The 25,992-nt window shown below is 73.0% G+C and carries 28 protein-coding genes; 10 read left to right on the forward strand and 18 right to left on the reverse strand.

Annotated elements, in window-relative coordinates:
• Window positions 1-25: 25 nt before the first annotated feature.
• Window positions 26-304 carry a DUF6158 family protein gene (locus tag OF819_RS18850; protein ID WP_267244745.1) on the reverse strand — a complete coding sequence of 93 codons (279 nt, stop codon included), beginning with the start codon at window positions 302-304 and terminating at the stop codon, window positions 26-28.
• A 106-nt stretch (window positions 305-410) separates the two neighbouring features.
• Here OF819_RS18850 and OF819_RS18855 point away from each other — a divergent pair, with 106 nt between their 5' ends.
• Window positions 411-1,529: a Vms1/Ankzf1 family peptidyl-tRNA hydrolase gene (locus OF819_RS18855; RefSeq protein WP_267244746.1), complete on the forward strand. Its 1,119-nt coding sequence runs from the start codon at window positions 411-413 to the stop codon at window positions 1,527-1,529.
• Window positions 1,530-1,645: 116 nt separating this feature from the next.
• Here the strand turns inward: OF819_RS18855 and OF819_RS18860 are convergent, their stop codons facing one another.
• Window positions 1,646-2,026: a hypothetical protein gene (locus OF819_RS18860; protein ID WP_267244843.1), complete on the reverse strand. Its 381-nt coding sequence runs from the start codon at window positions 2,024-2,026 to the stop codon at window positions 1,646-1,648.
• Window positions 1,984-2,748 (reverse strand): ANTAR domain-containing response regulator, encoded by a 765-nt coding sequence (locus OF819_RS18865; RefSeq protein WP_267244747.1) that lies wholly within the window; start codon window positions 2,746-2,748, stop codon window positions 1,984-1,986. Before OF819_RS18865 ends, OF819_RS18860 begins: the two co-directional genes overlap by 43 nt.
• A 76-nt stretch (window positions 2,749-2,824) precedes the next feature.
• Between OF819_RS18865 and OF819_RS18870 the strand changes: the two genes are divergently transcribed.
• Window positions 2,825-4,063: a PAS domain-containing protein gene (locus OF819_RS18870; RefSeq protein ID WP_267244748.1), complete on the forward strand. Its 1,239-nt coding sequence runs from the start codon at window positions 2,825-2,827 to the stop codon at window positions 4,061-4,063.
• Here the strand turns inward: OF819_RS18870 and OF819_RS18875 are convergent.
• Window positions 4,058-4,861: an RNA polymerase sigma factor SigF gene (locus OF819_RS18875; protein ID WP_267244836.1), complete on the reverse strand. Its 804-nt coding sequence runs from the start codon at window positions 4,859-4,861 to the stop codon at window positions 4,058-4,060. The two genes, OF819_RS18870 and OF819_RS18875, sit on opposite strands and share 6 nt — an antisense overlap.
• Window positions 4,862-5,284: 423 nt before the next feature.
• Between OF819_RS18875 and OF819_RS18880 the strand changes: the two genes are divergently transcribed.
• On the forward strand, window positions 5,285-5,725 hold the full coding sequence (locus tag OF819_RS18880; protein ID WP_267244749.1) for a CBS domain-containing protein: 441 nt from the start codon (window positions 5,285-5,287) through the stop codon (window positions 5,723-5,725).
• A 92-nt stretch (window positions 5,726-5,817) separates the two neighbouring features.
• A complete protein-coding gene (locus OF819_RS18885) occupies window positions 5,818-6,177 on the forward strand; it encodes a DUF3040 domain-containing protein (protein WP_267244750.1) in 360 nt (119 codons plus the stop codon).
• Window positions 6,178-6,209: 32 nt separating this feature from the next.
• Here OF819_RS18885 and OF819_RS18890 read toward each other — a convergent pair whose 3' ends face one another.
• A complete protein-coding gene (locus tag OF819_RS18890) occupies window positions 6,210-7,022 on the reverse strand; it encodes a VOC family protein (protein ID WP_267244751.1) in 813 nt (270 codons plus the stop codon).
• A 276-nt stretch (window positions 7,023-7,298) separates the two neighbouring features.
• On the opposite strand from OF819_RS18890, the gene OF819_RS18895 reads away from it, so the two are divergent.
• A complete protein-coding gene (locus OF819_RS18895; protein WP_267244752.1) occupies window positions 7,299-7,775 on the forward strand; it encodes a DUF6299 family protein in 477 nt (158 codons plus the stop codon).
• A gap of 93 nt (window positions 7,776-7,868) precedes the next feature.
• Here the strand turns inward: OF819_RS18895 and OF819_RS18900 are convergent, their stop codons facing one another.
• The 9 genes from OF819_RS18900 to OF819_RS18940 all read right to left on the reverse strand — a co-directional run bounded on the left by OF819_RS18900 (window position 7,869) and on the right by OF819_RS18940 (window position 14,782).
• The gene (locus OF819_RS18900; protein WP_267244753.1) at window positions 7,869-8,573 is read right to left on the reverse strand and encodes a hypothetical protein; all 705 of its coding nucleotides are present in this window, start codon (window positions 8,571-8,573) and stop codon (window positions 7,869-7,871) included.
• A gap of 129 nt (window positions 8,574-8,702) precedes the next feature.
• On the reverse strand, window positions 8,703-9,410 hold the full coding sequence (locus tag OF819_RS18905) for a polysaccharide deacetylase family protein (RefSeq protein ID WP_267244754.1): 708 nt from the start codon (window positions 9,408-9,410) through the stop codon (window positions 8,703-8,705).
• Window positions 9,411-9,500: 90 nt separating this feature from the next.
• Window positions 9,501-10,073 carry a TetR/AcrR family transcriptional regulator gene (locus OF819_RS18910; RefSeq protein ID WP_267244755.1) on the reverse strand — a complete coding sequence of 191 codons (573 nt, stop codon included), beginning with the start codon at window positions 10,071-10,073 and terminating at the stop codon, window positions 9,501-9,503.
• 31 nt (window positions 10,074-10,104) lie between these two features.
• Window positions 10,105-11,529, reverse strand: a complete 1,425-nt coding sequence (locus OF819_RS18915) for an amidase (RefSeq protein WP_267244756.1) — start codon at window positions 11,527-11,529, stop codon at window positions 10,105-10,107.
• The gene (locus OF819_RS18920) at window positions 11,507-11,725 is read right to left on the reverse strand and encodes a hypothetical protein (RefSeq protein ID WP_267244757.1); all 219 of its coding nucleotides are present in this window, start codon (window positions 11,723-11,725) and stop codon (window positions 11,507-11,509) included. The genes OF819_RS18915 and OF819_RS18920 overlap by 23 nt, the downstream gene beginning before the upstream one ends.
• 126 nt (window positions 11,726-11,851) lie before the next feature.
• On the reverse strand, window positions 11,852-12,979 hold the full coding sequence (locus OF819_RS18925; RefSeq protein WP_267244758.1) for a trypsin-like serine peptidase: 1,128 nt from the start codon (window positions 12,977-12,979) through the stop codon (window positions 11,852-11,854).
• A gap of 70 nt (window positions 12,980-13,049) precedes the next feature.
• Window positions 13,050-13,772 carry a class I SAM-dependent methyltransferase gene (locus OF819_RS18930; protein WP_267244759.1) on the reverse strand — a complete coding sequence of 241 codons (723 nt, stop codon included), beginning with the start codon at window positions 13,770-13,772 and terminating at the stop codon, window positions 13,050-13,052.
• A 478-nt stretch (window positions 13,773-14,250) separates the two neighbouring features.
• Window positions 14,251-14,493, reverse strand: coding sequence for a hypothetical protein (locus tag OF819_RS18935; RefSeq protein WP_267244760.1), 243 nt, complete (start codon window positions 14,491-14,493; stop codon window positions 14,251-14,253).
• Between the two features lie 73 nt (window positions 14,494-14,566).
• Window positions 14,567-14,782: a hypothetical protein gene (locus OF819_RS18940; protein ID WP_267244761.1), complete on the reverse strand. Its 216-nt coding sequence runs from the start codon at window positions 14,780-14,782 to the stop codon at window positions 14,567-14,569.
• Window positions 14,783-14,990: 208 nt separating this feature from the next.
• Here OF819_RS18940 and OF819_RS18945 point away from each other — a divergent pair, with 208 nt between their 5' ends.
• Window positions 14,991-15,182 carry a DUF6381 family protein gene (locus OF819_RS18945; protein ID WP_267244762.1) on the forward strand — a complete coding sequence of 64 codons (192 nt, stop codon included), beginning with the start codon at window positions 14,991-14,993 and terminating at the stop codon, window positions 15,180-15,182.
• Window positions 15,183-15,302: 120 nt separating this feature from the next.
• Here the strand turns inward: OF819_RS18945 and OF819_RS18950 are convergent, their stop codons facing one another.
• A complete protein-coding gene (locus OF819_RS18950) occupies window positions 15,303-16,616 on the reverse strand; it encodes a Dyp-type peroxidase (RefSeq protein WP_267244763.1) in 1,314 nt (437 codons plus the stop codon).
• 316 nt (window positions 16,617-16,932) lie between these two features.
• Here OF819_RS18950 and OF819_RS18955 point away from each other — a divergent pair, with 316 nt between their 5' ends.
• From OF819_RS18955 to OF819_RS18965, 3 genes are all read left to right on the forward strand, one after another.
• The gene (locus tag OF819_RS18955; RefSeq protein ID WP_267244764.1) at window positions 16,933-18,141 is read left to right on the forward strand and encodes a cytochrome P450; all 1,209 of its coding nucleotides are present in this window, start codon (window positions 16,933-16,935) and stop codon (window positions 18,139-18,141) included.
• A gap of 47 nt (window positions 18,142-18,188) precedes the next feature.
• Window positions 18,189-19,280, forward strand: coding sequence for a type III polyketide synthase (locus OF819_RS18960; protein WP_267244765.1), 1,092 nt, complete (start codon window positions 18,189-18,191; stop codon window positions 19,278-19,280).
• A 116-nt stretch (window positions 19,281-19,396) separates the two neighbouring features.
• Complete coding sequence (locus OF819_RS18965) at window positions 19,397-21,139, forward strand: sigma-70 family RNA polymerase sigma factor (protein WP_416370571.1); 1,743 nt, start codon at window positions 19,397-19,399, stop codon at window positions 21,137-21,139.
• A gap of 27 nt (window positions 21,140-21,166) precedes the next feature.
• On the opposite strand, the gene OF819_RS18970 is transcribed toward OF819_RS18965, so the two are convergent.
• Window positions 21,167-22,546: a vanadium-dependent haloperoxidase gene (locus OF819_RS18970; protein WP_267244766.1), complete on the reverse strand. Its 1,380-nt coding sequence runs from the start codon at window positions 22,544-22,546 to the stop codon at window positions 21,167-21,169.
• 318 nt (window positions 22,547-22,864) lie between these two features.
• On the opposite strand from OF819_RS18970, the gene hemC reads away from it, so the two are divergent.
• Window positions 22,865-23,800 carry a hydroxymethylbilane synthase gene (hemC, locus tag OF819_RS18975; protein WP_267244767.1) on the forward strand — a complete coding sequence of 312 codons (936 nt, stop codon included), beginning with the start codon at window positions 22,865-22,867 and terminating at the stop codon, window positions 23,798-23,800.
• 30 nt (window positions 23,801-23,830) lie between these two features.
• Here the strand turns inward: hemC and OF819_RS18980 are convergent, their stop codons facing one another.
• On the reverse strand, window positions 23,831-24,319 hold the full coding sequence (locus tag OF819_RS18980; protein WP_267244768.1) for a DUF5709 domain-containing protein: 489 nt from the start codon (window positions 24,317-24,319) through the stop codon (window positions 23,831-23,833).
• A gap of 151 nt (window positions 24,320-24,470) precedes the next feature.
• Window positions 24,471-25,772: a cytochrome P450 gene (locus OF819_RS18985; protein ID WP_267244769.1), complete on the reverse strand. Its 1,302-nt coding sequence runs from the start codon at window positions 25,770-25,772 to the stop codon at window positions 24,471-24,473.
• Window positions 25,773-25,992: the final 220 nt, after the last annotated feature.

The following is a 25,992-nucleotide window of genomic DNA, read 5'->3' on the forward strand; positions in this document are numbered from 1 at the left end:
AGGGGAAAGCCCCCGCCCCGCACGATCAGACGGTCCCCGACGCCCCGGCCGCGTCCCGCGCCCCGTCACGCGCACGGGCCCCGGCCCGCGTCCTGCCCGGCGTCACCGTCCGCCGCGGATGCCGCCGCAGATACTCGCTCTCCAGCTCCGCCATCCGCACATTGTGCGCGTCCAGCGCCGCCGCGGACCCGTACAGCAGTGTGTCGTGCCTGCTCCGGTGGATCGCCTCCAGCTCGCGGAGCAGCACCGGCTCGTCCAGACGGGCCGGGTCGACGCCCCGGTGCTCGTGCTCGGTCTGAGTCATGTCAGCCGTCCTCCGTCCGTCTCCACAGGTCTCGCGGCCATCCCGTGTGACTGATGACCTCGCGGGTACCCGCTGGTAGCGCGGACCCGGTCACCGGGAGGAATCCATGCGACTCGAATTTCTCACGCCTCTCTACGAGCGTCCCGGACCGTGGGCCAGCGTGCATCTCGACACTGCATGGGGCGTCCAGGACACCCCCGCCCACCATGAGCTCCAGGCCCGTGAGGTCTGCCGCGCGCTGGCCGAGCAGGGCGCCGACCAGCGGACGGGACATGCCGTCTACGAAGCCCTCACCGCCTTCGGGGGCAGGCCGGGGGCACCCGGCCGGGCTGTGTACGCCGCGGGCGGCGAGGTGGTCCTCGACCCGCCCCTGACCCATCGCCCTCCCGCGCCCATGGACGTCACCTGGGCCGCCCTGCCGCATGTCGCACCGCTGCTGGATCTCGCCGCGCAGGAACCGGTCTGTCTGGTCGTCTACATCGACCGCCAGGGCGCGGACCTGGAGCTGCGCACCCCGCTGGGCGCCACGGGCGCCGGCTCGGCCGTGGGCAGGGACTGGCCGCTGCACCGCACCGCGAGCGCCGACTGGTCCGAACGCCATCACCAGCAGCGCGTGGAGAACACCTGGGAGCAGAATGCCCAGGAGATCGCGGAGACCGTCGCGGGAAGCCAGGAGGAGTACGGCGCCGATCTGATCGTTCTCGCCGGCGACCCCTACGAGCGGCGCGCCGTCCATGAGCGGCTGCCCGCGGCGCTGCTGCCGTACGTCATCGAGACCGAACACGGCGGACGCGCCGAAGGCGCGGGCAGCAGGCTGCTCGACGAGGACGTCGAACACGCCCGTCAGGAGCATGTGAGCCGCCATGCCGAAGAGGAGCTCGACCGCTTCAGGGCCGCGCACGACGCGGCGGCGGAGGGGGTGCCCGCGCTGGTGGAGGCGGCCCGCGAACACCGCATCGAGGAGCTGTTCATCCGGCCCGAGGGCCCGGACGCCCAGCGCCAGGTGTGGGTGGGCGAGGATCCCGACCAGCTCGCGGTGCGCCGCTCGGACGCCCGGTACCTCGGCGCACGCGACCCTGCGCCCGCCCGCGCGGATGACGCCCTGCTGCGCTCCGCCGCGGTCACCGGGGCGGAAGCCCTGCGCATCCCCGCGCGGGAGCCGCCGGACGCCTCCCCGACCGGCGGTCTGGGCGCCCTGCTCCGCTGGCCCGCCCGGGCGGCCTGACGCCCGGCCGACGCCTGCCCTTGGCGCGGGTCAGCGCCCGCTCACGCACGCGACGCCGCGTGCCCGGCAATACGGCCTGTCCGGTCTCCGCCGCCGTGCCCTGCCCGCCGTACCGGCTACTCGGGCCCGTGCTCGGGCCCGCGATGCCCCTGATCGTCGGGCTTGCGCCCGGGCGGCCCGGGCTCCTCAGGGGCGTTTGGCTCCGGCCCCTTCGCGGCCTCCTCCTGCCGCCTGTACACCCGCTCCCGGCGGTGCTGGATGGCGACCGCCTCGCCCAGCGCGAGCAGCGCCAGCAGCGCGCAGATGAACGACAGCGCCATCAGGATCCCGGGGCTGGGCGAGTCCCCCGCGTCGGACCACAGGGCCCATACGGCGAACAGCACCGCGCCCGCCGCGAACAGAGGGATGTAGACCATGGTCAGGAGCATGCGGACCCTGAGCGGGCGCTGCGCCGTCACCGGCTCCGCGCGGGCGCGCGAACGGCCTCGTCCGAACACGCCAGACTCCTTCCGCTCGCCCCGGCGAGAGCCCTGAGCTCCGCTTCGAAACCCCGCCCCCGGCGGCGTACGACCTCGTCGGCCACATCCGCGAGCTTCCGGTTCGTGCGCTGGGAGATCTGCCGCAGAATGCCGAACGCCTCCCGGGCGTCGCTCCCCGTCACATGCATCACGATCCCGCTCGCCTGATCGATCACCGCACGGGACTCCAGAGCCGTCTCCAGCTGGCCGATCTCGGCGAGTGCGGCCCGGCATGAGTGATCACGGGCCAGCCCCTGTGCGAAGTACTCGCCGAGCAGGTGCACCGACTGCTGCACTCCCTCGCTGAAAGCTCTGGGGCGGAAGCTGTAAAGGGTGAGGGTGACGTCGAGCTCGCCTCTGCTGAACGCCATGGTCACACTCGACCGCAGTCCGGAGTCGAGCGCCACGGCACGGTAGTCGGGCCAGCGCTCCTCGGTCAGCAGATCCTGGGCGTTCACCGTCCCGCCCGCGTCCAGCGCCGCCGGGGTGGGTCCCTCGCCGGAGGCCAGCTCCACGGAGAGCAGCGTGGTCAGATCGGGGTGCGTCGCCGTGGTGCGCAGCTCGCCGCCCGCACCGGAGAGAGTGGCGACCGCGCCGCAGCTCGCGTCGGCACACTGCATGGCCTCGCAGGTGAACTGGGAGAGCTCCCGGGCCGCGGCGGTGGGTTCGGGGACGGGAACGCGGACAGGCGGGGATGGCATGAGCTGCCGCCTCCTTCCACCGTCCGGATTCCCGCTGGGCACGCCGGGAAACGCGGCCGTGGGCTAGCGTCGTGCTATGCGTGATACGGACGCGCACGGGTTCGGAGCGGATCCCGGCCAGGGCGATGCGCTGGAGACGGAGCTCGCGGACTTCGTCAGGCGTGTGGGCGAGCTGAGGGCCGCCCGCGGACTGCCGACGACGGAACAGCACACTCTCCTCGACGCCGCGCTGTTCGAGCTTGAACACGTCGCCGAGGACCTCTGGCCCGCCTGGCGCAGCAGGCTTGAGGCACAGCGGCCGCATTCCCCGCGCACCCCTGCCGGAGCGTTGGCGGACCGGGCCGAACAGCAGCTGTTCAAGGCCCTCTTCCAGCGGCTGCCGCTGCCCGTGGCGCTGGTCGACGCCGACACGGCCGTACGGAGGATGAACGTCGCCGCGACGGAGCTGACCGGCGTCCGCGCCGGCTATGCCGCGGGCCGCCCGCTGGCCGGCCTCCTCAGGCCCGGTGACCGTGCGGCCCTGCGCTCCCAGACGGCGGCGGTCGCGCGCGGCGAAGGGGGCCGCAGCCTGCGGGTCCACCTTCAGCAGGACCCCACGACACCGCTGCTGGTCACGCTCACCGCGCTGCGGCCGCCGAACGAGCAGCACCCGGCCGTCCTGTTGGTGCTGCAGACCGACGGCGCCCGCACGGCGCACCCGCTCCCGTCCGCGTCCGCTTCTCCGTCCGCTTCCCCGGGCGGGCGCGGTGCGGCACGCCCCGATCTGACCGAGGCCACCCGCCGTGCCGAGCTGATCGACGTCCTGGACGCCATGACCACGGCCCTGCTGCTCGACGGCGGAGGGGAGCCGCAGCAGGTGCTCAACACGGCCGCACGGGTGCTGTCCGCCGGCTTCGCCGACTGGGTGGTGGCCGATCTGTCGTCGGGCGGAGTGCTGCGGCGCGTCTGCGTCCGCGGCCCCGAGAACGACCGCGCCGCGGACATGCTCGCCAAGAAGGTCATCGCACAGGACCCGGCGGACTGCCCCCTGGTGGTGGAGACGGCGCGCGGCGGCCCGGCGAGCCTTCAGGTACGGCCGGACGACCTGGAGTCCTTCGGCCGGGACGAGTCCGGCGACTCGATCCTCGTGCAGGCCGATGTGACGTCGCTGTTGTGCGTGCCGCTGCAGTCCCCCCTCTCCGGCGGCGGCCCGGTGCACGCCGTGCTGACGCTCTTCCGCACGGGCGCCAGGCTCGCCTTCTCCCTGGCCGAGGCACGGGTCGTCGACGTCATGTCCCACCACATCGCGCTTGCCATGCGGCGGCGTCCCTCATGACCTCCCCGATGCGGCCTTCGCCGGTGCTTCTGAGGCCGTCCCTGAGATTCCCGCGGTCTCCTCTGCGGCGTCCTCCGCAGCCCCGTCGCGCAGGACCTCATCGCGCAGCCGCTCGCAGCACCGGCTGATCAGCCGTGAGACATGCATCTGAGAGATGCCGAGGGATTCGGCGATGCTGCTCTGCGTCATATCGCCGAAGAAGCGCATATAGAGAATGCGCTGTTCACGCTCCGGCAGCCGGCGCAGACCCGGTTTCACGGCCTCACGGTCGACGAGCACGTCGAGGGCCGGGTCCGCGGACCCGAGGGTGTCGCGCAGGGCGTATCCGTCCTCCGCGCCGTTCAGCTCGGCGTCCAGCGAGAGCGCCGAGAAGCTGTCGAGCGCTTCGAGGCCGATCCGCACCTCCTCCTCGGTCATCCCGGCGTGTGCGGCGATCTCCGCCCGCGTGGGCGGCCGCCCGGGGATCGTCTGGGACAGGTCCTGCCGGGCGAAACGCACGCGATTGCGCAGATCCTGTACCCGGCGGGGGACATGGAGAGTCCACAGATGGTCGCGGAAGTGCCGCTTGACCTCCCCGACCACGGTCGGCACGGCATAGCTCTCAAAGGCGTTGCCGCGGCCGGGGTCATAGCGGTCGACGGCCTTGACCAGGCCAAGCGCGGCCACCTGCCGCAGATCCTCGAGTGACTCCCCGCGGTTGCGGAAGCGCCCGGCGAGCCGGTCGGCCATGGGCAGCCAGGCGCAGACGATGTCCTGCCGGATCCTGCTGCGCTCCGGTCCCTCGGGCAGCAGGACCATTCTCCGGAAGGCGTCCTCGGTGTCGGGGGCGTCGGTGTGCGGGCGCCCGGCGCGCCGGGCCTGTTGGGCGCGCCGGCCCGGCTGGGCGTGCCGGCTGCGCTGGGTCTGCTGGGTGTCCCGGACGGGTGCGTACGCACACATGATGCTCACAGCTTCCCGGAGTCTTGACGACGCACGGTGCGGGAGCGGGGCCGGACGGCACGAAGGCACGCCCGGGTGGCTGCTCCCTCGGGCGTGCCTGCTGTCCGAAGCACGTACCAAGCCCATGCCCGCCCACGGCGGGAGAAAACGTCACCGCCCGCATAGGCGGATACGGCAGGGGTACTGCGGGCAGCGTGACGTGGAGAAACCGCCAGGCGGCAGCCGGGGGACAAGCCCGGACGGCCGGCCCGCGGGCGGAGAGGACGGCAGAAAGGCTGAGCCATGACACAGCAAGTCAAGGACGTCATGACAGCAGGAGTGGCGGCCGTCCGGCCCGATGCCTCGCTCGTCGAAGCCGCCCAGATGATGCGCGCCCAGGACATCGGGGGAGTGGTGGTCTCATCGGACGACCGGCTGATCGGGGTGCTCACCGACCGCGACATCACCACGCGCGCCGTAGCCGAGGGGGTGGACCCGCTCGCGGTGAACGCCGACGCCGTCTGCACGCCCACCCCTGTGTCGATCGGGCCCGAAGAACCCGTCTCCAGCGCCGTGTCGCTGATGCGGGAACACTCGGTCCGCCAACTCCCGGTGGTCGAGGGAGACCGTCCCATCGGCATGATCAGCCTCGAAGACCTCGCCGAGACGCTGGACCCGGAATCGGCCCTCGGCGACGTCAGCCGCGCTCCCGCCAACAGCGACACGGGCCCCGTGCCCGGCTGAGCGAGGTGTCCGGCGGCCCCCGGCGGGTACCCGCCCCCGTGCGCAACCGGGCGTCAGCGGTCATCACCGCCAGCCGTGAGGAGGCGTTGACGATGGACGGAACGGGCTTTACGGATCACGAACGGCGCATCCTCGACGAGATCGAGAACGGGCTGCGCCAAGACGCCTTGCTGGACCGCAAGCTCCGCACGATGCGGCGCACGCCCGCGCCGCTGACGCAGCTCTGGTCCACCCTGCACCGCCGGCCCCTCGCCGTCGCGGGCTGGACGCTCGCCGCGGTGTCGCTGGTCCTGCTCGTCCTCGCGGTCCTGACGTCGGCCCCGGCCCTCATCTGGGCGTTCGCCGCCGCCTACACCCTCACCCTCGTGTGCGCGCTGCGCGGGGTGATCGTGTGGTCGCGCCGGTTCAGCGCCCGTGCCCGCGCCCGCCGGGAAGGCGCCCCTGACCGCTGACCGCGACCCCTGACCGGCGGCCCTCGCCGCTGTCAGCTGCGGTGCGAGCCGTCGTTGACGGAGAACATCGCGCCGTCCGTGTCCCGAAGCGTGGCCTCGGCGCCCTGCGGGGTGCTGCGCTGCTCCAGGACCAGCCCGCCGTGCCGCAGCGCCGCCTGGACAGTGGCCTCGACGTCGCGGACCGCGAAATGCACATGCCAGTGCGGGCGGATGAGCGGATCGGGCGCTTCCTCGATCGCCCCCGAACTGAGCCGGGCGACCACGAAGCCGTGCTGGCGCAGGACGACCTCGTCCTCCTCGTAGTCGACCTGGCAGCAGCCCGGCCTGCCACAGGCCCAGTCGAGGACCTCGCCGTAGAAGATCGCGGCGTCGAAGGCGTTGCGGGTGCGCAGCCGCAGCCAGGTCGGGGCCTTCTCCCGCCAGGTCTGCCAGTCGGAGATCAGCTGGCCCTGCCAGATGCCGAAGACGGCCCCGTCCCGGTCGGCGGCCAGCGCGCCGCGCCCGACGGGGAAGTTCAGGGGGCCGACCGCCACGGTGGCGCTGCGCTCCCGGATTCTGGCCGCGGTCGCGTCGGCGTCCGCGACGGCGAAGTACGGGGTCCAGGCGACCGGCGCCTGCAGGGTGGGGGTGACCTGGCCGATGCCGGCGACCGGCTCTCCGTCGAGCACGGCCAGCCGGAACTCCGCACCGAGCCGCGCCCGCCGGAACCGCCAGCCGAGCACCGCTCCGTAGAAGTCCTGCGCGGCGGCGAGGTCCCGCGCCATCAGACTGATCCAGCAGGGCGCGCCGTACACCTCTTCGCTTGAGGTGACGCCCGGGTCGGCAGCGGTCGTTTCCTTGTCCATGACGCTCAGTGTTCCGCTCGGAAAGGGGGCATGGCGGGATCCACGACCATCGTGCCGCGCGGTGTCGCCGCACGCGAACGGTCGGACATCCCGCGACCAGGACACGGGACGGTCCCGAGGGCCATACGGAGCGTGACCGCCATTCGGCGGCAGACGGCTGTCGGCCGTCCGTGCGAGGGCCAGACACCTCTGCGCACGGGCTTCGTTGGGCGAAGCATGATCACACCTCGACGTTTGTCGCTCGCGCCGGCCGCGTGCCTCGCCGCGGTCTGTCTCATGGGGGTGGCCCCGGGCGGGGCAGGCGCCTACTCCGCCGCCCACTCCGCCACCCGCTCCGGCTCCGACGCCGTGACGCTTGATCCGGAAGGGCAATTGGCCGCCGACGGCACGGTCACCCTGAGCGGCTCCTACCGCTGTTCGCCGCTCCACCACGGCAGGACGGTGCTCGTCGGCGCCACGCTGATCCAAGGCGACGTCCACTACGGCGTCGGCGGCACGGTCGCCCACTGCGACGGCCGGGAACACAGCTGGCGGCACACCGGACAACTCCCGGGCGAGCTCGCCGCCGGGGAGTCCGCCGACCCGGCTGGGGGCGAGGCCGGCCGGACGGTCGCCGGCCGGGTCGACGGCGAAGCCACCCTGCTCAAGCTGGACTCGGGCGGGCTGGTCCCGGTTCCGGTCCTCCTCGACCGCGACGCACGCCCGCTCGTGCTGCTGCGCGACCAACGTCCCTCCCGGCAAGCTCTGCCGTGACGGGAACGACGTGCCGGCCGGGGGCGCCGGGCGCCACGCCCGCGGCCCGTCGCCGGTCGATCGGCAGCGGGCCGCGGGCGTGGCGGGAATCTGTCAGGGCAGGCTCGGGGCCGGCAGTTCGGGCGCGGGGAGTTCGGGTGCCGGGAGTTCGGGTGCCGGGAGTTCGGGCGCGGGGAGTTCGGGCGCGGGGAGTTCGGGAGCCGGCAGCTCGGGTGTCGGCAGCTCCGGCAGTTCGATGGGCGGCAGTTCGATGGGGGGCAGCGAGATGCCCAGCAGGCCGCCCAGCAGGCTCAGCACGGTGTTGAGCAGGCCGGTGACCAGGGCGAGAAGCGACGAGAGGATGTCCGTCGGAGCAGCGGCGCGTACCTGCCTGAGCAGGCTGTCCAGCCCCGCCTCGACGCCTGCCGAACTGCTGGCGACCCGGCCCGTCGGGTCCTCCGCCGCGGCTCTGGCCTTCTCGAGCGCCCGCTTTGTGGCCTGGATGTCCCTGATCAGGTCCTGGACGGCCGAGTCCTCGGCCCTCGTCGTTCCGCTTTCGGCCTTCGCCGCGCTTCTGACCAGGTCCTGGGTGGCCATGCGGAGCTCGCGCGTGGTCTCGGCGAGGTCGGCCCGCGCGTCTGCGCCGTCCGCCCGTGCGTCCGGGCCGACGGCCTTCGCGGCCTCGGCGGCGGCGGCCGCGAGGGGGCTCGTGGGCCCTGTCGCCGAGGTCACGGCGCCCGCGGCCGCGGCAGGACCCAGCACCAGGGCGCCGGCGACGCCGATGGCGATGGCGGTGGAAGCGGTGGCTTTGCGATGCATGAGGACAGCACCTTTCGAATCGTGGGTGGGACGGGAACCACACTTCGGGCGCTGTGCACGGTGCGCAACCGGAGGGTCGCCGCAGGTGACCATACGGGTGGTCGGCGCGGGGCGGCACACGGCGCCCGCTCAGTCCGCGAGGTACTGCCGCAGCTTCGCCGGCTTGAGACCGGCCGCCTCCGCGGCGTCGAGCGCGCGGGCGAGGTCCTGGCTCAGACCCGGTGTGAAGTGGAGCAGGACGATGTCCCCCCGCTTCAGCTGCGGGGCGGGCGGCGGCTGCTCGCCCCAGGTGGTGAAGTCGTGCGTCCAGGTGACCAGCGCCGTGGCGCCGCAGGCGCGCGCGGCCGTCCGGGTCGTCTCGTCATACGCCCCGAAGGGCGGACGCAACAGCCGCGGCCCGTCCCCGAAGGCGGCGAGGTGCCGGTCCCGGGCTTCGCAGATCTCGGCCCGCTGTCCGGCGGCGTCCAGCCCGGTCAGGTTCGGATGGCTGACGCTGTGGTTCTCCACTCGGGACGGGCCGTGGTCGAGCAGCGTACGGAAGTAGCTCCTGTCGTACGCGTAGGCGTCCGGCAGCAGGAAGAGCGAGGCCGGCACTTGACGCTCCAGCAGGAGCCGCTGTGCAGCGGGGTCATGGTGCCACCCGTCGTCGATGGTGATGAAGACAACGGGGTCGTCGGTCGCGACGTGGGAGACGACGGGCACGGGCTCGGGCCAGGACCGTGCTCCCACGCCCGCTGATCCGGCCTGCGCCTGTGCGGCGGACACGGGGGCCGGAGCCAGCCCCAGGAGCAGCAGCACGGGTGCCAGGACGGCGAGTGCCATGCGTATTCTCGACATGCCGCCCACCATTGGTCCAGACCATACACTCTGTCAATGCCTGTGCGGCAAAACGGCGTTGAGGACCGGGCGGCGGTCCTCCGCATCGCGTCACGGCAGCGGGATCAGCCGGTACAGCACCGTCGCGACAAGAGCCCGCGCATGCCCCACCTCCGGCGCCCCCTGCCGGAAGAGAGCGCGGTACACCAACGGCGCCACCACATGGTCCAGCACCGCCCCGGCGTCCGGGGCGTGCTCACCGCGGGCGGCGGCCCGCGACAGGATCGTCTCGATCTGCCCGGCCGCATACACCGCGCACTGCCCGCTGTTGGAGCCGTCCGGGTCCCCGGCCACCGCGTCCCGGAGGCCGGCGCGCCCGGCCGGGGACGCCAGCTGCTGGGCGAAGGCCGTCGCCCAGCTTTCCAGGTCGGCGCGGAGGCTGCCGAGGTCCGCCGGCGGGGAGCCGGGCCGCAGCCGTTCCACCGCGACGTCGGCCAGCAGCGCCCGGAGCGTCCCCCATCTGCGGTAGACCGTCGAGGGAGTGACCCCGGCGCGGGCGGCGACCAGCGGAACGGTGAGGCCGTCCCGTCCTCGCTCCTGGAGCAGTTCGCGTACGGCCGCATGGACGGACTGCCGGACGCGGGCGCTGCGCCCGCCGGGGCGTACCGCTGGTCTGGGGCTCATTCCACGGGACCTTAACGCACATATGCAGCTTTTAGCTTTGCGCAGTCCCGCACGGGGCCAGTCGGCCGATCTCGCCCCGCGCCCGCTCGTACGCGGCCCCGGCGCGCAGCACCGTCGCGTCCCCGAACGGGCGGCCGATGAGCTGCATGCCGATGGGCAGCCCGGCGTCATCGCAGCCGACGGGCACGGTGAGCGCCGGGGCGCCGACGATGTTGGCCGGGGCGGAGAGCCGGACATAGGCGTCGGCGACCGACTCGGAGGTTCCGTCCGGCCAGTCGATCCGCTCCCGGCCCCGGCCGGCCGCGGTGCACGGGACGGCGGGTGCGGCGACGACGTCCACCGCGTCGAAGACGGCCTGCCAGGCGCGCCGCATGAGCGCGCGGGCGCGCTGCGCGCGCAGATAGTCGCCCGCCGGGACCAGCGCGCCGGCCTGCAGCAGCGTGCGCACCTCGGCTCCGTACAGCTCGGGCGAGGCCCGCAGCGTCCGCTCGTGGTACGCGGTCGCCTCAGGCGCCGTCAGACCCCACTGCACGGCGCGGATGTGTTCCGCCATCGGCACCCGGACGTCGGCGCATACGGCCCCGAGCCCGCACAGCACCTCCACGGCGCGCCGCACCGCGGCCGACACCTGGGGGTCCGTGCGCTCGAAGTAGTAGTTGACGGGCACTCCGACGCGCAGCCCGTCCAACTCCCCGCCCAGCTCGCGCGCATACGGGGGAGGCGGCCTATCGGACGAGGCCGGGTCGCGGGGATCGTGGCCCGCCAGCACGTCCAGGACGAGCGCCGCGTCCTCCACGCTGCGGGTGATCGGGCCCACGTGGTCCAGGGACCAGCACAGCGCCGTGACGCCATGGCGCGAGACCAGGCCGTAGGTGGGCTTCAGGCCCGCCATGCCGTTCAGCGCGGCGGGCACCCGGATGGAGCCCCCGGTGTCCGTGCCCAGGGCGAAGGTCGCCGCACCCGAGGCGACCGCGACCGCCGAACCCCCGCTCGACCCTCCGGCGACACGGTCCGGATCCCATGGGTTGCGGGTCTGCGGCGTCGTCAGCCCGTAGGCGAACTCATGCGTCTGCGTCTTGCCCGTGAGCACGGCCCCGGCCCCGAAGAGCCGGGCGGCCACGGCGCTGTCCTCGGCCGCCCGGTGGCCCTCCCGGACGCGGGACCCAGCGCCGGTGGCCAGTCCCGCGACGTCGAACAGGTCCTTGAGCCCCACCGGGATGCCGTGCAGCGGGCTTCGCGGCCCTCCCGCCGCGATCTCCCGCTCCGCGGCGGCTGCCGCCGCACGCGCCCTGTCCGCGGTCACCGCCGCATAGGCGTTGAGCCGGCCGTCGACCGCCTCGATACGGCCCAGCACCGACTCGGTGAGCTCCACGGGGGAGAGCTCGCGCGCCGCGATGGCCCGGGCGGCCGCGGCCAGCGTCAGGCCGTACGGCTCACTCGGCGCGTCCGGCGGCATGGCCCGGCTCCCTGAGCGCGTCGTAGGCCGCCGCTGGAGGCGTCTCGCCGAACTCCAGCGCACGCAGGGGCGAGAGGGCGTCGTGTACATGGTCGGCCCTGGCGGCGACCGCGGGCGCGTGCTCCGCGTCGAGCGGCAGTCCCGCTCTGCGGGCCCAGCGGACGGCTTCTCCGGCCGAGAGCGGGATATCGGTCATGGACCTTTTCCTCCCGGTTAAAGCAAGAATATTGCGTTAATCGCTCACCTTAGGAGCGTGCTGAAGATCGCCTCAAGCGGACTTCCGGCCAATCGGGGGACACCCGCCCATGGATGCGACGCCCGGCTATGGCGTGGGCTGCGCCGCGAACGCCCTGCTGAAACCGGCGAACATGGCCTGTGCCTCCGCGCCGAGGAATGGACCCGCCAGCCAGGCCGCCGGCACCGGGCCGATCGAGGTGTTGGACACCAGCGCCGGTCTGCCGTCCGCGCCCGGCGCGAACCAGCCGCCACCCGAGGAGCCCCCGGTCATCGTGCAGCCGATCCGGTACATGGTCGGCTGGGACGGCGCGAGCGACAGCCGCCCGGGCCTGCCGGTGCACGAGTGCATCCGCGCGCCGTCGAAGGGCGCCGCGGCGGGATACCCCCACGCCCCCATCACATCGATCCCCGGCGCGGCCGGACCGCTGAACCGTATCGGCAGCGCGGAGCCGACCGTCTCCTCCAGGGACCGGCCGTCGCCGCCGCCCTCCGGAGCCACATGCAGCACGGCGTAGTCGAACGCCGCGCCGTCCCCTCCTGTGGTCCTGCCCTGGGCGATCCACTGATCCGAGGCAGCCGCCCCGTCGGCCCACCACATGCCGAAGGGGGCCAGCTGCTCAGAGCCGAGCGCGCCGAGCCGCCCGGCCGGCGCCCCCGTGTCGTTGTACGACGGCACAAAGACGATGTTCCGGAACCAGCCGCCGTCCCGTCCCGCGTGCACACAGTGCCCCGCCGTCCACACGAGGTTGGACCGTCCGGGTCTTGCCGGGTCCTGCACCACGGTCGCCGAGCAGACCATCGGCCCCGCCGGTCCGTCGAAGAACACCTTGCCGACCGCGGCGGCGCTCGCGCGGTACGGCGTTTGCACCGGGCGGGCGGCGACGGGCGCGGGCTCCGGGTCGCTGACGCCGGTCTCCCGGCCCACATTCCCCGGCACGTTCTTGTACGGCTCGCGGGCCCCGGCCATCCGGTCGTGCCCCCACAGGCCGTCGATCACCGGATTGACGAACTCCTCCGCGCCGCGCAGCCAGGCCGCCGGATTCCAGTTCCGCCAGCCGCCCGCCCGCCAGCCGTCGAGATCCACCCCCAGCTCCTTCAGCCGGGCGTCCGCCTCTCTCGGCAGACTGCCGCCGCCCGGCTGTCCGCCGCACCCGCTGCCGAACAGCAGCAGGAGGACGACGGTGAGCACCGTGGCGGACAAGCGCATCGACATGGCGGCGGATTCTCCCGGTCGGCAACGGCGGATGTGCTGTCCACCCATACGACGGAGACGCCGCCGGCGTTCAGACGCGGCGCGCGACCACCAGACGGCACCGCGGCGAGCCGTCCGGCCGGCGGCCCAGCGCGGGCAGCGCCGACAGCTCCGTCTCAAACCCCGCGGCGGCCAGCTCACGCAGCACATCGCGGAGCTGGAACGTCCGGTAGTACATGACGAACCGCGGCCGCCACAGCAGATTCCGTACGCGCATCGCCGCGTCGAACCCCCACAGCGCCCAGTACAGCCGTGAGCCGACGCGGGCGGGCGCGGGCACCGGGAAGGCGAACCGCCCGCCGGGGCGCAGCGCCTGGCGCACCTCGGCGAAGAGCGCCGGACGCTCGGCCGGCAGGAAGTGGCCGAACGCCCCGAAACTCACCGCCAGATCGAAGCCCTGGCGAAACGGCAGGGCGCGGGCGTCCGCCCGCACCCAGCTGACCGCGGGGCCGCCCGGCTGCGGAGGGACGTGCGCGGCGGCGAGCATCCCGGCGCTGAAGTCCACCCCGACGACCCGCTCCGTGCACACCCGCCGCAGCACCCCGACACCGGCCCCCGTGCCGCAGCAGACATCCAGCCCCGCACAAAACGGCCCCAGCTCCCCGAGCGCCTTGCCCACCGCCTCAAGCACCGCGTCGGGCGTACGGAAAGGCGTGCGATCGAACTTCGGCGCGAGCAGGTCATACCCCCGCTCGACGGATGACAGCCCCTGCCGCACGAGCTCCGGCAGGGTCGGCCTCTGCGTCGACGACATGCGCCCAGGTTATCGGGCGCGGGAGCGCGGCCCCGAACCCCTCACCGGCCCACCGGCCCACCGGCCCGCGCCTGCGCCCGGTGCGCCTGCACGCATGCCGATTCGACGGCGGACGCGTGCACAGTTCGAGCAACAGCCCGGCATGCGCCCGCGCCGTGCGCCGCCTCCGCGGCTGCTCCCTGCGCCGCCTCCGTACCCGCGCCGTGCGACGTCGCTTCCGCGGTTGCGGATGTGGCGGCGCGGCCGCCCGCGGCGCGACGCTGTCGCGCGCATGGGGCGGGTGTCCATCCGGACTGGTGGCCTGCGATCCGGCCCGGAGCGCGGCCCGCGCCGCGCGCCGTCTGCGCGGATGCGGATGCGGATGCGGCCGCGCGGCCGTCCGCGCGCGACGCTGCGGCCTCCTGGGGTCCGGGGGCCTGCCCCCGGTTCCGGGAAGGGGAGGGTGAGGGGAGAACGCCCCGCCCCAAGCGCCCCGCCCCTACTCGACCCCGTCCGACCGAAGCGCCTTCCCCACCTCCGTCACACCCCGCGTCAGCGTCCTCCCCAAGACGCCCTTCCCGCCGAGCACCTGCGGCTCGGCGAACTGCTGCTCCGCGCCCTCGCCGGAGCGGGAGGCGGGCGGAGCGGCCTCGCTGGAGGCGGCGGCGTGGCCGGCGGGGGCGAGCGCGGTGAGCAGGGCGGAGCCCGCCGCGGCGGCGCGGACGATACGGCGTGCGTTCATGGCCCGTACAACGCCCGACGCGGACGTGAGGGCACGCCGCCCGCCCCCGTACGGCCCAGTGCCGCCCCGTCCGCTACCGCCAGGTCTCCGGCCCGCCTCCGCGCCATTCGACGAGGCTGCTGTCGAAGAGGTCGATCGCGTCCCCTTCCGTGCCGAGCCCCATGCCGCGCAGCAGTTCCGCCACATCCCCGCGCCCGTGCGCCAGACCGGCGAACCGGCCGTGCACGCTGACGCGGCGGCCCCCGCCGGCAGGCGGGTGCACGATCACGGGCGGGTGTTCGGACGACATGCCTCCAATGTGCATCGCCGCCAAGAGGTCCGCACGCCGGTGACGCCCCGGCTCCCCGGCTGCCAGCGAGCGGCGTTCACCGTATCTGCCGCGCTGAACTGCGGTGATGACATGGAGTGAGGTTTCGAGGTGCGGCAGTGCCGGGCTGCTGGTTCGCTGATCGCTTAAGGAGGCCCCTTCCTCATCCCCACAACTTCAGGAGCGACCCATGAGTGCTGTAGACGAATCCGGCGGCCGGGCCCGTCAGCTGCGCGAGAAGGCGCAGGAACTGCGGCAGGCGGCGGAGCGGGCCGACGATCCGGAGCAGCGGCAGCGGCTGAAGGAGAAGGCCGACCGGCTGCAGCAGCAGAGCGAGCAGGTGAGCGGCATGAGCAGCGGGGACATCTACCCGCTGGAGTGAGCGCCCGTACGGCGACCCGTACAGCCGAGGGCGGCCGCGGACCGGATGTGCACGGTCCGCGGCCGCCCCTCGCGTACATCTGCCGTACGCCCGCCGCCGGGGGTTGTGGCGGCCGTACGGTCAATCGGCCGGCTCGTCGCGGCCGAGCAGCTGTGAGCCGTACCAGTCCGAACCGTTTCTGACCCCCGGCAGGGCGAAGAAGTAGCCGCCGCCGGTCGTCGTCGTGAAGTCCGCGAGCTGCTCGCCCTCCAGCCGCTTCTGGACCGCTTCGAACTGTCGTACGAGGTCCTGCTGGTAGCAGCAGAAGACCAGCCCGATGTCGAGCGTCCCGTCCGGGGCCATGCCGTTGTCGTAGTTGTAGCTGCGCCGCAGCATGAGCGAGGACTGCGTCTGCGCCGTCCGCGGGTTGGCGCGCCGGATATGGGAGTCGAGCGGGATGGTCAGGCCCAGTGGGTCCTTGGTGTAGTCGGGCAGGTCCGTCTCGCGTTGCATGCCGAGCGGCGCGCCGTTGCCCTTGCGTCTGCCCATGATCCTCTCCTGCAGCCCGGTGGGAACCCGGTCCCACGCCTCGGCCCGGAACCGGACGATCCGCAGCACCTGGTAGCTGCCGCCGAGGGCCCACCGGGGCTCGCCCATGCCCTCGCCCACCCACAGCATCCGGTTCTGCTGGTGCGCCGAGGACAGGTCGGGCTGGGCGATGCCGTCCTTGAAGCCCAGAAAGGAGCGGGGCGCGCCGACCATGGGCCGCGGCGGGTTGAGGAAGCCGTCCATGCGCCAGCGCGGCGTCAGCGCGCCGTGTGTCTCGCGCGTCAGATCCCGGATCACATGGAGCACGGCGTCGGGGTAGCGGGCGCAGACCTGGATCGACAGATCGCCGTGCGAGGTCGCCGGGTCCAGTGCGTCGCCGGCGAACGAGGGCATCTGTCCCAGCCTGGCCGGCTTGTGGGCCCGCAGGCCGAACCGGTCGTCGAAGAGCGAGGCGCCCACGCCGACGGTCACGGTGAGGTCGTCCTGTGGATCGGGGAGGGCCGCCACCTCCGGGTCCCCGGCGGTGAGGCCGCGGGTCAGGGCTCGGTTGCGGTCTGTCATGGTCTTGAAGAGATGGGCGAGTTCCCTGCGGGTCTCCACGTTCACATCGAAGGCGGCGAAGGTGGCGAACGGCGGATGCGGTGTCAGGATGCCCGCCTGATGTGCGCCGTGGAACTCGATGGCGGGCGCGGTCTCGGCGTCTTCGCCGCCGTCCTTGTCCGCGCCGCCCGGCGCCTTGCCGGTCGGGCGCGCGGGCGGTGGTTCGTCCGCATGGGCGACGGCCGCCGGGCCCAGGGCCTGGCACGCCGCTGCCGCTCCGGCGAGCTGGGCTGCCCCGATCATAAACCGGCGTCGGCCGGCGCCGACCCCGTCGTCGGCTGCGCTCTCGTGTCGGCTGTCTGTCATCGCTGACCCCTCTTGCATCGTGCTGGTTCTCGGCCGCCCCCGCCGGCTTCCCTCGTCGGCCTTCGCCCCTATCAGCCTTATCCAGAGAAGAAATGAAGATCTTAGGAAAATCTCAGATTCATACGAGTGTGTGCCGACCGGTCGGCGGAGGCCGAGTTGTGAAGCTGAGTCTCTTATCGGTGAATTGGGAGTGTCCGCGGCATCTCTCCTCTCCCGAACGGGGAAAGAGGGCTCGTCCGGTCCCAGTCCGGACGCATATGCCAGCGCACGCCGGCCGGGGTGCCCGCCGACGTCCGACGACAGGAGCGAAAGCCGCATGGAGACCAGTCAGCAGACGGTTCGCACATGCCCCTTTGACTTCGCACAGGCGCTTGAATTCGACCCGCAGTTCCGCGAGCTGCTCACCGAGGAGCCCGTCGCCCGAGTCCGCCTGTCGTACGGCGACGGCGAGGCATGGCTGGTGACACGTTACGAAGACGTCCGCACCGTCACCACCGACCGGCGCTTCAGCCGCCGGGCCGTGGTCGGCCGGGACTTCCCCCGGATGACCCCCGAGCCCATCGTCCAGTCCGAGTCGATCAACCTCATGGATCCGCCGGAGAGCAGCCGGCTGCGCAGCCTGGTGGCCAAGAGCTTCACCCCGCGCCATGTGGAGCGGATGCGGGTGCGCACCCGGCATGTCGTCGACGAGCTGCTCACCGAGATGGCGGAAGGCGGATCGCCCGCCGACTTCGTCGCCCGGGTGTCCGCCCCGCTGCCGCTGATCACCATCTGCGAGGTCCTCGACATCCCCGGGGAGGAGCGCGCCTGGCTGCGCGGCCACGCCCTGACCATGATGAACACGGGCGCGGCGAACAAGGAGGCGGCGATCGCCGCCAAGGCCGAGCTGCGCGCCTACTTCGCCGACCTCACCGCCCGGCGCCGCAAGGACCCCGGCAACGATCTGATCAGCACCCTCGCCACCGCCAGGGACGGCGACGAACTCCTCGACGAAGACGAGCTGACCGTGATGGCCATGGTGCTCCTGATCACCGGTCAGGACACCACGACCTACGAGCTGGGCAACATCATGTACACCCTGCTCACCCGCCCCGAGCTGCTCGCCCGGCTGCGTGCGGAGCCCGACGCCCTGCCCCGCGCGCTCGAGGAGCTGCTGCGCTTCATCCCCTTCCGCAAGGGCGTGGGCATCCCCCGGGTGGCGCTTGAGGACGTGGAGCTCAGCGGAGTCACCATCCGCGCCGGGGACGTCGTCCATGTCTCGTATCTGTCCGCGAACCGCGACCCGCGCAAGTTCGACAGCCCGGACGAACTCGACATCGACCGGACCTCCATCCCGCATATGACCTTCGGCTGGGGCTCGCACCACTGCCTGGGCGCCCCGCTGGCGTTCATGGAGCTCGAAGTCGCCTTCACCGCCCTCCTCGCACGCTTCCCCGGCCTGCGCCTCGCCGTCGCCCCCGAGGACGTGCCGTGGAACACGACATCCATCTGGCGCTGTCCGCTCTCGCTGCCCGTGGCCTGGTGACGACCGCCGCGCGCCGAAGCGCCTTACCCCCGAATTAAGGAGAAGTGATGGCGACCCTGTGCCGACCGGCCGTCGCGGTGCCCGAACATGTGATCACCATGGAGCAGACGCTCCAGCTGGCCCGTGAGACCCATGCGGATCACCCGCAGCGTGATCTCGTACTGCGCCTTATCGAGAACACCGGAGTCCGCACCCGGCACATCGTCCAGCCCATCGAACAGACCCTGCAGCACCCCGGCTTCGAGACGCGCAATCTGCTCTACGAAGCCGAGGCCAAGGCCAGAGTCCCGGCGGTCGTGAAGGAGGCGCTGGCCTACGCCGGTGTGACGCCGGAGGACGTCGACCTGATCGTCTATGTCTCCTGCACCGGTTTTATGATGCCGTCGCTGACCGCCTGGATGATCAACACCATGGGCTTCAGACCCGACACCCGGCAGCTGCCCATCGCCCAGCTCGGCTGCGCCGCAGGCGGAGCGGCGATCAGCAGGGCGCATGACTTCTGCACCGCGTACCCCGACGCCACGGTGCTCATCGTGTCCTGCGAGTTCTGCTCGCTCTGCTATCAGCCGACCGATCTGGGCGTGGGCTCGCTGCTCTCCAACGGCCTCTTCGGGGACGCGATCTCGGCGGCCGTCATGCGCGGCGAGGGCGGCACGGGGGTCAGCGTGGAGCGCAACGGCTCGCATCTCGTGCCCGACACCGAGGACTGGATCTCCTACGCGGTACGGGAGACCGGATTCCACTTCCTGCTCGACAAACGGGTCCCGGGCACCATGGAGATGCTCGCCCCGGCACTGCACGATCTGCTCACCCAGCACTCCTGGACCGTGGACTCGGTGGGCTTCTTCATCATCCACGCCGGCGGCCCGCGCATCCTCGACGACCTCTGCCACTTCCTCGGAGTGCCCGAGGAGATGTTCCGCTACAGCAGGGCCACGCTCACCGGCCGCGGCAACATCGCCAGCTCCGTCATCTTCGACGCGCTCGCCCGGCTGTTCGCCGAGGGCGGACCCGAGGACGGGGCCCGGGGCCTGATCGCCGGATTCGGGCCCGGCATCACCGCGGAGATCGCCGTCGGCCGCTGGGTCGTCGACGACCGCGTACAGGCCGGCTCGTCCATGGCCGCCGTCGTGGCCTGAGCCCGGCTCTCGAAACGGAAGAAGACTCTCCAGGATTTCTGTTATCGGCATCCGGGCAGTGCGTCTCCCAAGGTGTGGGACGTACAGTCCGAGCCGAGACGGAGAGTGGAGAGATCGTGAGCAGTGACGTCGACGCCGCAGTGATCATGGCGGCGCAGTCGGGGGACCAGAGCGCCCGCGACCGGCTCGCCGCAGAGTCCCTGCCCCTGGTCTACAACATCGTCGGCCGCGCGCTGCACGGGCATGCGGACGCAGACGATGTGACGCAGGAGACCATGCTGCGCGCACTTGACAGTCTGGGAGGACTGCGCGACCCCGGCCGCTTCCGGTCCTGGCTGGTCGCGATCGCGATGAACCAGATGCGCGGCCACTGGCGGCAGCGCGGCGCGGGAGCGGTTGCCGCCCTGGACGAGATCCATGACCTTCCCGACCCCCGCGCGGACTTCGTCGACGTCACCATCGCCCGGCTCGGTCTGTCCGGCCAGCGCCGGGAGGTCGCCGAGGCGACGCGCTGGCTCGACTCCGAGGACCGCGCCCTGCTGTCGCTGTGGTGGCTTGAGGCCGCCGGCGAGGTCACCCGGGCGGAGGTGGCCGCCGCCCTGGAGCTCACGCCCCAGCACACCGCCGTACGGGTCCAGCGGATGAAGGCCCAGCTGGAGGTCGGCCGCGTCGTGGTGCGGGCGCTGGCCGCCGAGCCGCGCTGCGTGCTGCTGGAACCGCTGACCGAGCAGTGGGACGGCATACCATCCGCGCTCTGGCGCAAGCGGATCGCCCGGCACGCCCGGCAGTGCACCGTCTGCTCCGGGCACTCATCCGGGCTGATACCCGCGGAACGGCTGCTGGCGGGCCTGGCGCTGACCCCGCTCTCCGCGGCGCTCGCGCTGCGCTGGGGCGTCGGCGCCCAGCCCTCTGCCGACCCCGTCGCATACGCCGAGCCCGCGGCAGCGAGCACAGCCCCGGCGTACGACGCCGAACGCGCTGTGTCTTCGGCGGACCCGGCGGACCCGGCGGACCCGGCCGCCACGGCGGCCCACGCCGCCCCCGCCGTGGCGGCCCGGCGGGGAGGCCGCCACGGCGGACGCGCCCGCACCCGCCAGGAAGCGCGCCAGGGACGGCGCGCCCGCCGCCGTACGGCCGTCGCGCTGGCCGCCGTACTGATCGCCGGGGGCGGCGGCGGTGCGTTCCTGCTGCTCCCCGATGACGAGGACAAGGACCGGGCGACCGCGTCGCCGACCGCAGACGCCGACGCCGGGCTGGTCCTCCCGCACACCGCGTCGACGGCCCCTGTCTCCCCGTCTGTGTCACCGTCCCTCTCCCCGAGCCCGTCCAGCTCCCCGCCGACCCCCTCCGCGTCGACGGCCCCCTCCAAGAGCTCCGCCGCACCGAAGAAGTCCGAGCAGCCCGCCCCGACGCCCCCGCGCACTGCCGCGCCACGCCCGCCCGCCGCCTCCCGGCCCGCCCCGCCGGCCGCACCTCAGGGCTTCGTCGCGGAGGTCACCGACCTGGTGAACGCCGAACGCGCCAAGGAGGGCTGCGGCCCCGTCAGCGGCAACGCCCAGCTGCACGAGGCCGCGCTCAACCACTCCGAGGACATGGCGGCCCGGGACTACTTCGACCACTCCAGCCCCGAGGGCACGGGACCGGGGGAGCGCATCACCGCCGCGGGCTACCGGTGGAGCACCTACGGCGAGAACATCGCCCGCGGCCAGCAGAGCGCGGCCAAGGTGATGGAGAGCTGGATGAACAGCCCCGGCCACCGGGCCAACATCCTCAACTGCTCCTTCAAGGAGATCGGCGTCGGCGTCCACGAGGCCCAGGGCGGACCCTGGTGGACCCAGGTCTTCGGCGCCCGCGGCTGAGCGACGCCATGACCGGTGAGGGCGCCGCTAACCGATCGGCCGCAGCTTCGTCGAGAAGACATGGCCCGCGACCTTCTCGCCGAGCGCAAGCCCGTCGGCGGCGTCCCACGGGTAGTGCACGCCCAGCCACACCCGGCTTTCGGCGTTCTCGGCGGCCGCCTCGCTGAAGCTCTCGAAACGGCGCGACTTCACCGGCGACTGGTCGTCGTCGGTGGTCATCTCGAATGCGATGGCGTCGCTGCCGAAATAGCGCTTCATCACCCCGGCCCATGCCGCGGCGAACGTGGCGTGGCCGGAAGCCCATGCCGGGAAGCACGGATTGACGTTCACCCCGTCACGGTTCTTCAGCAGCGGCTTCCACTCCTCGTCGATGCCGCCCTCGCGGATCGCCGACACCGGCCGCCACAGATCGATCGGCGTACGGAATTTGACGTCGCGCACAGCGATCCCCGCGTCCGCCAGTGCCAGCGACACCAGAGCGAACAGCCGTGCGTTCGCATAGACGCCGAGCCGGCGCGCCTCGGAGACATGACGGGTGGCCTGCAGCAGCTGCCCCGGGGGCTTGTAGGTGCCGTCCAGGTCATTCGCCCAGAACCAGGCCGCCGCCTCCTGCTCCGCCGTACGGTCCACCCGCGGCGTCTTCTTTGTGGGGGCGTCCGCGCCGAGCCGCCTGGCCTCCTCCACCTGGTCCCGGTACTCGGGGCTGGCCAGCAGCTTGTCGTAGGCGCCGTACAGCCCCGGGGTCGCCGGGCGGAACTGGGAGCCGGAGGCGAGGGCGAAGGGCTTCACCAGGCCCCAGTTCGGCTCCACGGCGTCGGCGTCCTGCCGGCAGGACGCATCGGGCATGTCGGGATAGCTGGTCGGCCGCCAGGCGCCGGGCCGGCCGTCGCCGGTGTACACGCCGGGGTTGTCGGAGCCGTCGCCGTTCCGCGCGTCCATCATCTGCGTCACCATCTTGTTGACGACGGTGGCGTCCAGCAGATCGAACTCCGTGGGCTCCGCGCCGAAGCGGTCACGGAACCTCTGGTCCAGGAAGGCCGTGTGCCGCTCGCCGTAGAGCTTCAGCAGGACGTTGTACGCGGTCCGCCCGATCACCCGCTCCTCCTCGTCGGGGCCCTCGAACCACCCTGCGTACTTCTCCGCGTGGATATAGGCCTCGGAGGTGATCCCACGGCGCCAGGTGAGGCGGTACGAGCTCTCCGCGTCATAGATCGCGGCGTTCATCATCGCGGCGCTTCTGGCCGCCCGCACCGGAGAGCCGCCCTCCCGCCGGAACAGCTCCAGGAGCACATCGTTCCAGTAGATCACCGGGTCGGCGATCGTCTGCGGCGGCAACGCGGCCGCGGCGGGCCGCGGGGCCGCCGCGAGCGTCCCGCCGGCGGCGGCGAGTGCCACCGCGAACGCCACGGCCCGCCGTCGCCGCCGCGGCCCCGCCCCGACCCGCGCGGCTCTCTGTGCCCTGCGACGTGTCCACATGATGCTGCATCCCCCTTGAGGTCGATGACATCCCTGCCGGGACGGACCGCGGCACAGTCCGCCGGCCGGCAGCGCGATCCTCGTGCACGGCGTCGAACAGCGGAACCACCGGGGCGACACCGTGTCAGGTCGGCCTGTTACCGCCGGTCGTCCCGGCGGCTACAGCCCTCCTCGGCCGCTGCTCGCGCCCCGGGCCGCCTCCGCAACCGGCGTCCGGGCACGGCGGTCTGACGCCCTATCGTGTAAGCCATGTCCACCCCTGAGCTCATCCGCATCGTCTCCCGCGACTCGCCCATGGCACTCGCCCAGGTGGAGCGCGTACGCGCCGAACTGGCCGCCCGTCACCCCGGCGTCGCCACCGAGGTCGTCCCCGTCAAGACCACCGGCGACAAGTGGATGGGCGACCTCTCCCAGGTGGAGGGCAAGGGGGCGTTCACCAAGGAGGTCGACGCCGCGCTGCTCGCCGGCGAGGCCGATCTCGCCGTCCACTGCGTCAAAGACGTGCCCGCCGACCGGCCGCTGCCCGCCGGCACCGTCTTCGCCGCGTTCCTCAAGCGGGACGACATCCGCGACGCACTCGTCCACCCCGGCGGCCTCACACTGGACGAACTGCCCGCCGGCGCCCGCATCGGCACCTCCTCCGTACGCCGCGTCGCCCAGCTCGCCGCCTCCCACCCGCACCTGGAGTGCGTCCCCATGCGCGGCAACGCCAACCGCCGGCTGGACAAGCTCCACGCGGGCGACGCCGACGCCCTGCTGCTCGCCGTCTCCGGGCTGGCACGCATCGACCGCATGGACGTGATCAGCGAGATCCTGCCGGCCGATGTGATGTGCCCGCCCATCGGCGCGGGCATTCTGGCGCTCCAGTGCCGCGAGGGGGACACCGAGCTGATCGACGCGGTCAGCGGCCTCGGCGACCCCGACGCCCACCGCGAGGCCACCGCCGAGCGGATGCTCCTGCACGTCCTCCAGGGCCACTGCAACAGCCCGATCGCCGGATACGCCCGCGCGGAGCGCAATGGCGACCTGTCGCTGCGCGCCTGTGTGTTCACCCCCGACGGCAAGCGCGTCCTCAACGCACACGAATGGGCCGGCCCGCTCGACCCCGCAACGCTGGGCATCTCCGTGGCCGTCGCCCTGCTCCGCCAGGGCGCCCGGGAGCTGATCGACTCCATCGCCCACTGACCTGCCGGGCCGGCCGCGGGGTGGGTCGCCTCAGTCCTCGGCTCCGGCGGCCAGACCCTCCACGACGTGCATCGCCGCCTCCTCCGCGGAGGCCGCCCCGCCGTCCACCCCCACATCACGCGCCACCATGTCGCTCGGCCGACGCGGCGTCGGGTCGTCCGGCGAGGTCAGCCGCCCCGCCCGCACCCCGCCCGCCTCGTCGTCCAGCGGCTCGCCCTCGCCGCCCGGCAGATCGCCGATGCCGTCGCCGTCCTCCTCCGTCCCGGCGCCGGGCCCGTCCGGCTGCTCCCGCGCCAGCCGCTGATCGAGCGTCTCGCCGCGCAGCTGCTCCGTGCCGGTCGTCCCGTACGCCTCCACCGCGAGCGGCCGCTCCGGCGGCGAGTAGCCCTCGTCCAGCAGCGCGTCGAGGTCCTTCTCGCCGAGCACGTTCTCCATGTCGAGGTCGTCGTCCGGCCGGTTCTGCACATCCGAGCCCGTCGGCTGGTACACCTCGTCGCCGCGCGTCGTCTCGTCGGACATCACGTCAACCCGCCTTCCGTTGTGCCAGTGGCGGGATCCGTGCCGGGCTCCAGCCCCTGGGGCAGCCGATGCAGCCTGCGCCCCCTGTCGGATGGCGGGTGCCCGCGCACGGCCGCGGGCAAACGGCCCCGGCGTCCGCCGCGCACCGGAATCACCCCTCTGGCCTGCGGTTCCGCGCCGCGGGCCGCCCGGCGTCCGCAGGCGGCAGGGAGATGACGAAGCCGCTGCGCGGCCGGGTCGGCACATGCCGCAGAGGGATCGCGAGATCCTGCCGCGGCACGTCGTACTCCATCCGGGAGAGCCGCGCCGACACCGACCGCAGCAGCGCGACGGTCATATCCTCACCGGGACAGCGATGGCCGTGCGGATCGCCGCCGCCCTGCGGGATCAGCGCGTCGCGCCCCGGCGGACGCCCGAGGAACCGCGCCGGATCGAAGGCATAGGGATGCGGCCACAGCGCGGGGTCGTGGTGCTGCCCGTACACATCGAGCAGCACCAGCGAGTGCTCGGGGATCGTCACGCCCTCCCAGCGCAGCTCACGGGCGGCGAGACCCGCGATGAACGGCACGAAGGGATAGAAGCGGCGCACCTCGTGGGCGAAGGCCTCCGCATACGCCGCGTCCCGCGCCCGCAGCGGCGCCCGGTGCTGCGGCCAGCGGTGCAGCGCGTGCGCGGCGAAGACGGCGTACCAGGCGACGGCCGTGGCGGGCCGCACGATGTTGAGCGCCTCCACCGCCGCGGTGTGCTCGTCCAGCAGCTCGCCGTACGCGTCGCGGTGCAGCGCCACGGCCCGCAGCGCCGAGCCCCGCGGCCCCGCGCCGTCCCGCCCCGTGGCCAGGTCCGCCGCCTCCCGCTCGGCCCGTATGAGCTCCTCGAACCGCTTCTCCTGCCGGATGCGGGCCCGCCGCGCATGCCAGTGCCGCGGCCCCGCGGTCGCGAACCCGTCGACCATGGCCACCATGTCGTCCGCCGTCTGCACCGTCTCCTCCGCGGGCAGCGGCACGCCCGCCCAGCCGCACACGGCGCGGGTGAGCACCATGCTCGCCGCCCGGAACAGCTCGACGGCGGGCTGCTGCGCCCAGGCGGCGGCCGCCGCGTCCCACTCCGTTCCGACGCGCTCCACCAGCGCGGCCACCGGACTCTCGCCGGTGAGCAGGGCCAGGAACAGCGCCTTGCGGGTGCGGTGCTCCGGCCCGTCGAGCATATGCACCGCGCCGCGGCCGAACAGCGTGTCGACCACGGGGGACGGAAGCGCCGACCGGCGGACGACATGCCGCTCGTCGTAGAAGAACCCGACGGCGTCCGGGCCGTGCAGGGCCGTTGCCGTCCGCCCCGCCAGCCGGGTCTGCACCGTGTTCGCGCCCAGATGCCTCCGCAGATCGGGCAGCCAGGCGTAGCCGTGGGTCAGAAAGGAGACCGTGCTGTCGACGACGGGTGCCGTGCGCTGGTTCATACGACGCCGGGTGCCCCGTACGGGGCGAACCACTCACAGCCAGCGCCCGCGTCATGCTCCGCGCGCCGTCCCGGAGGCGCGCCGGGGGCCGCGGCGGGTTCAGCCACTCGCACCACCGCCATCCGTCCCTCGGCGTGTCCCCGGCGGATATGCGGCCGCGTCGGGTCTGCTGTTGCAAGAGCGACGAGCCGCGCGGCAGCCGTCCCCAGCCCCTCAAGAC

The organism is Streptomyces sp. PR69 (assembly GCF_026420845.1).
Taxonomy (GTDB): domain Bacteria; phylum Actinomycetota; class Actinomycetes; order Streptomycetales; family Streptomycetaceae; genus Streptomyces.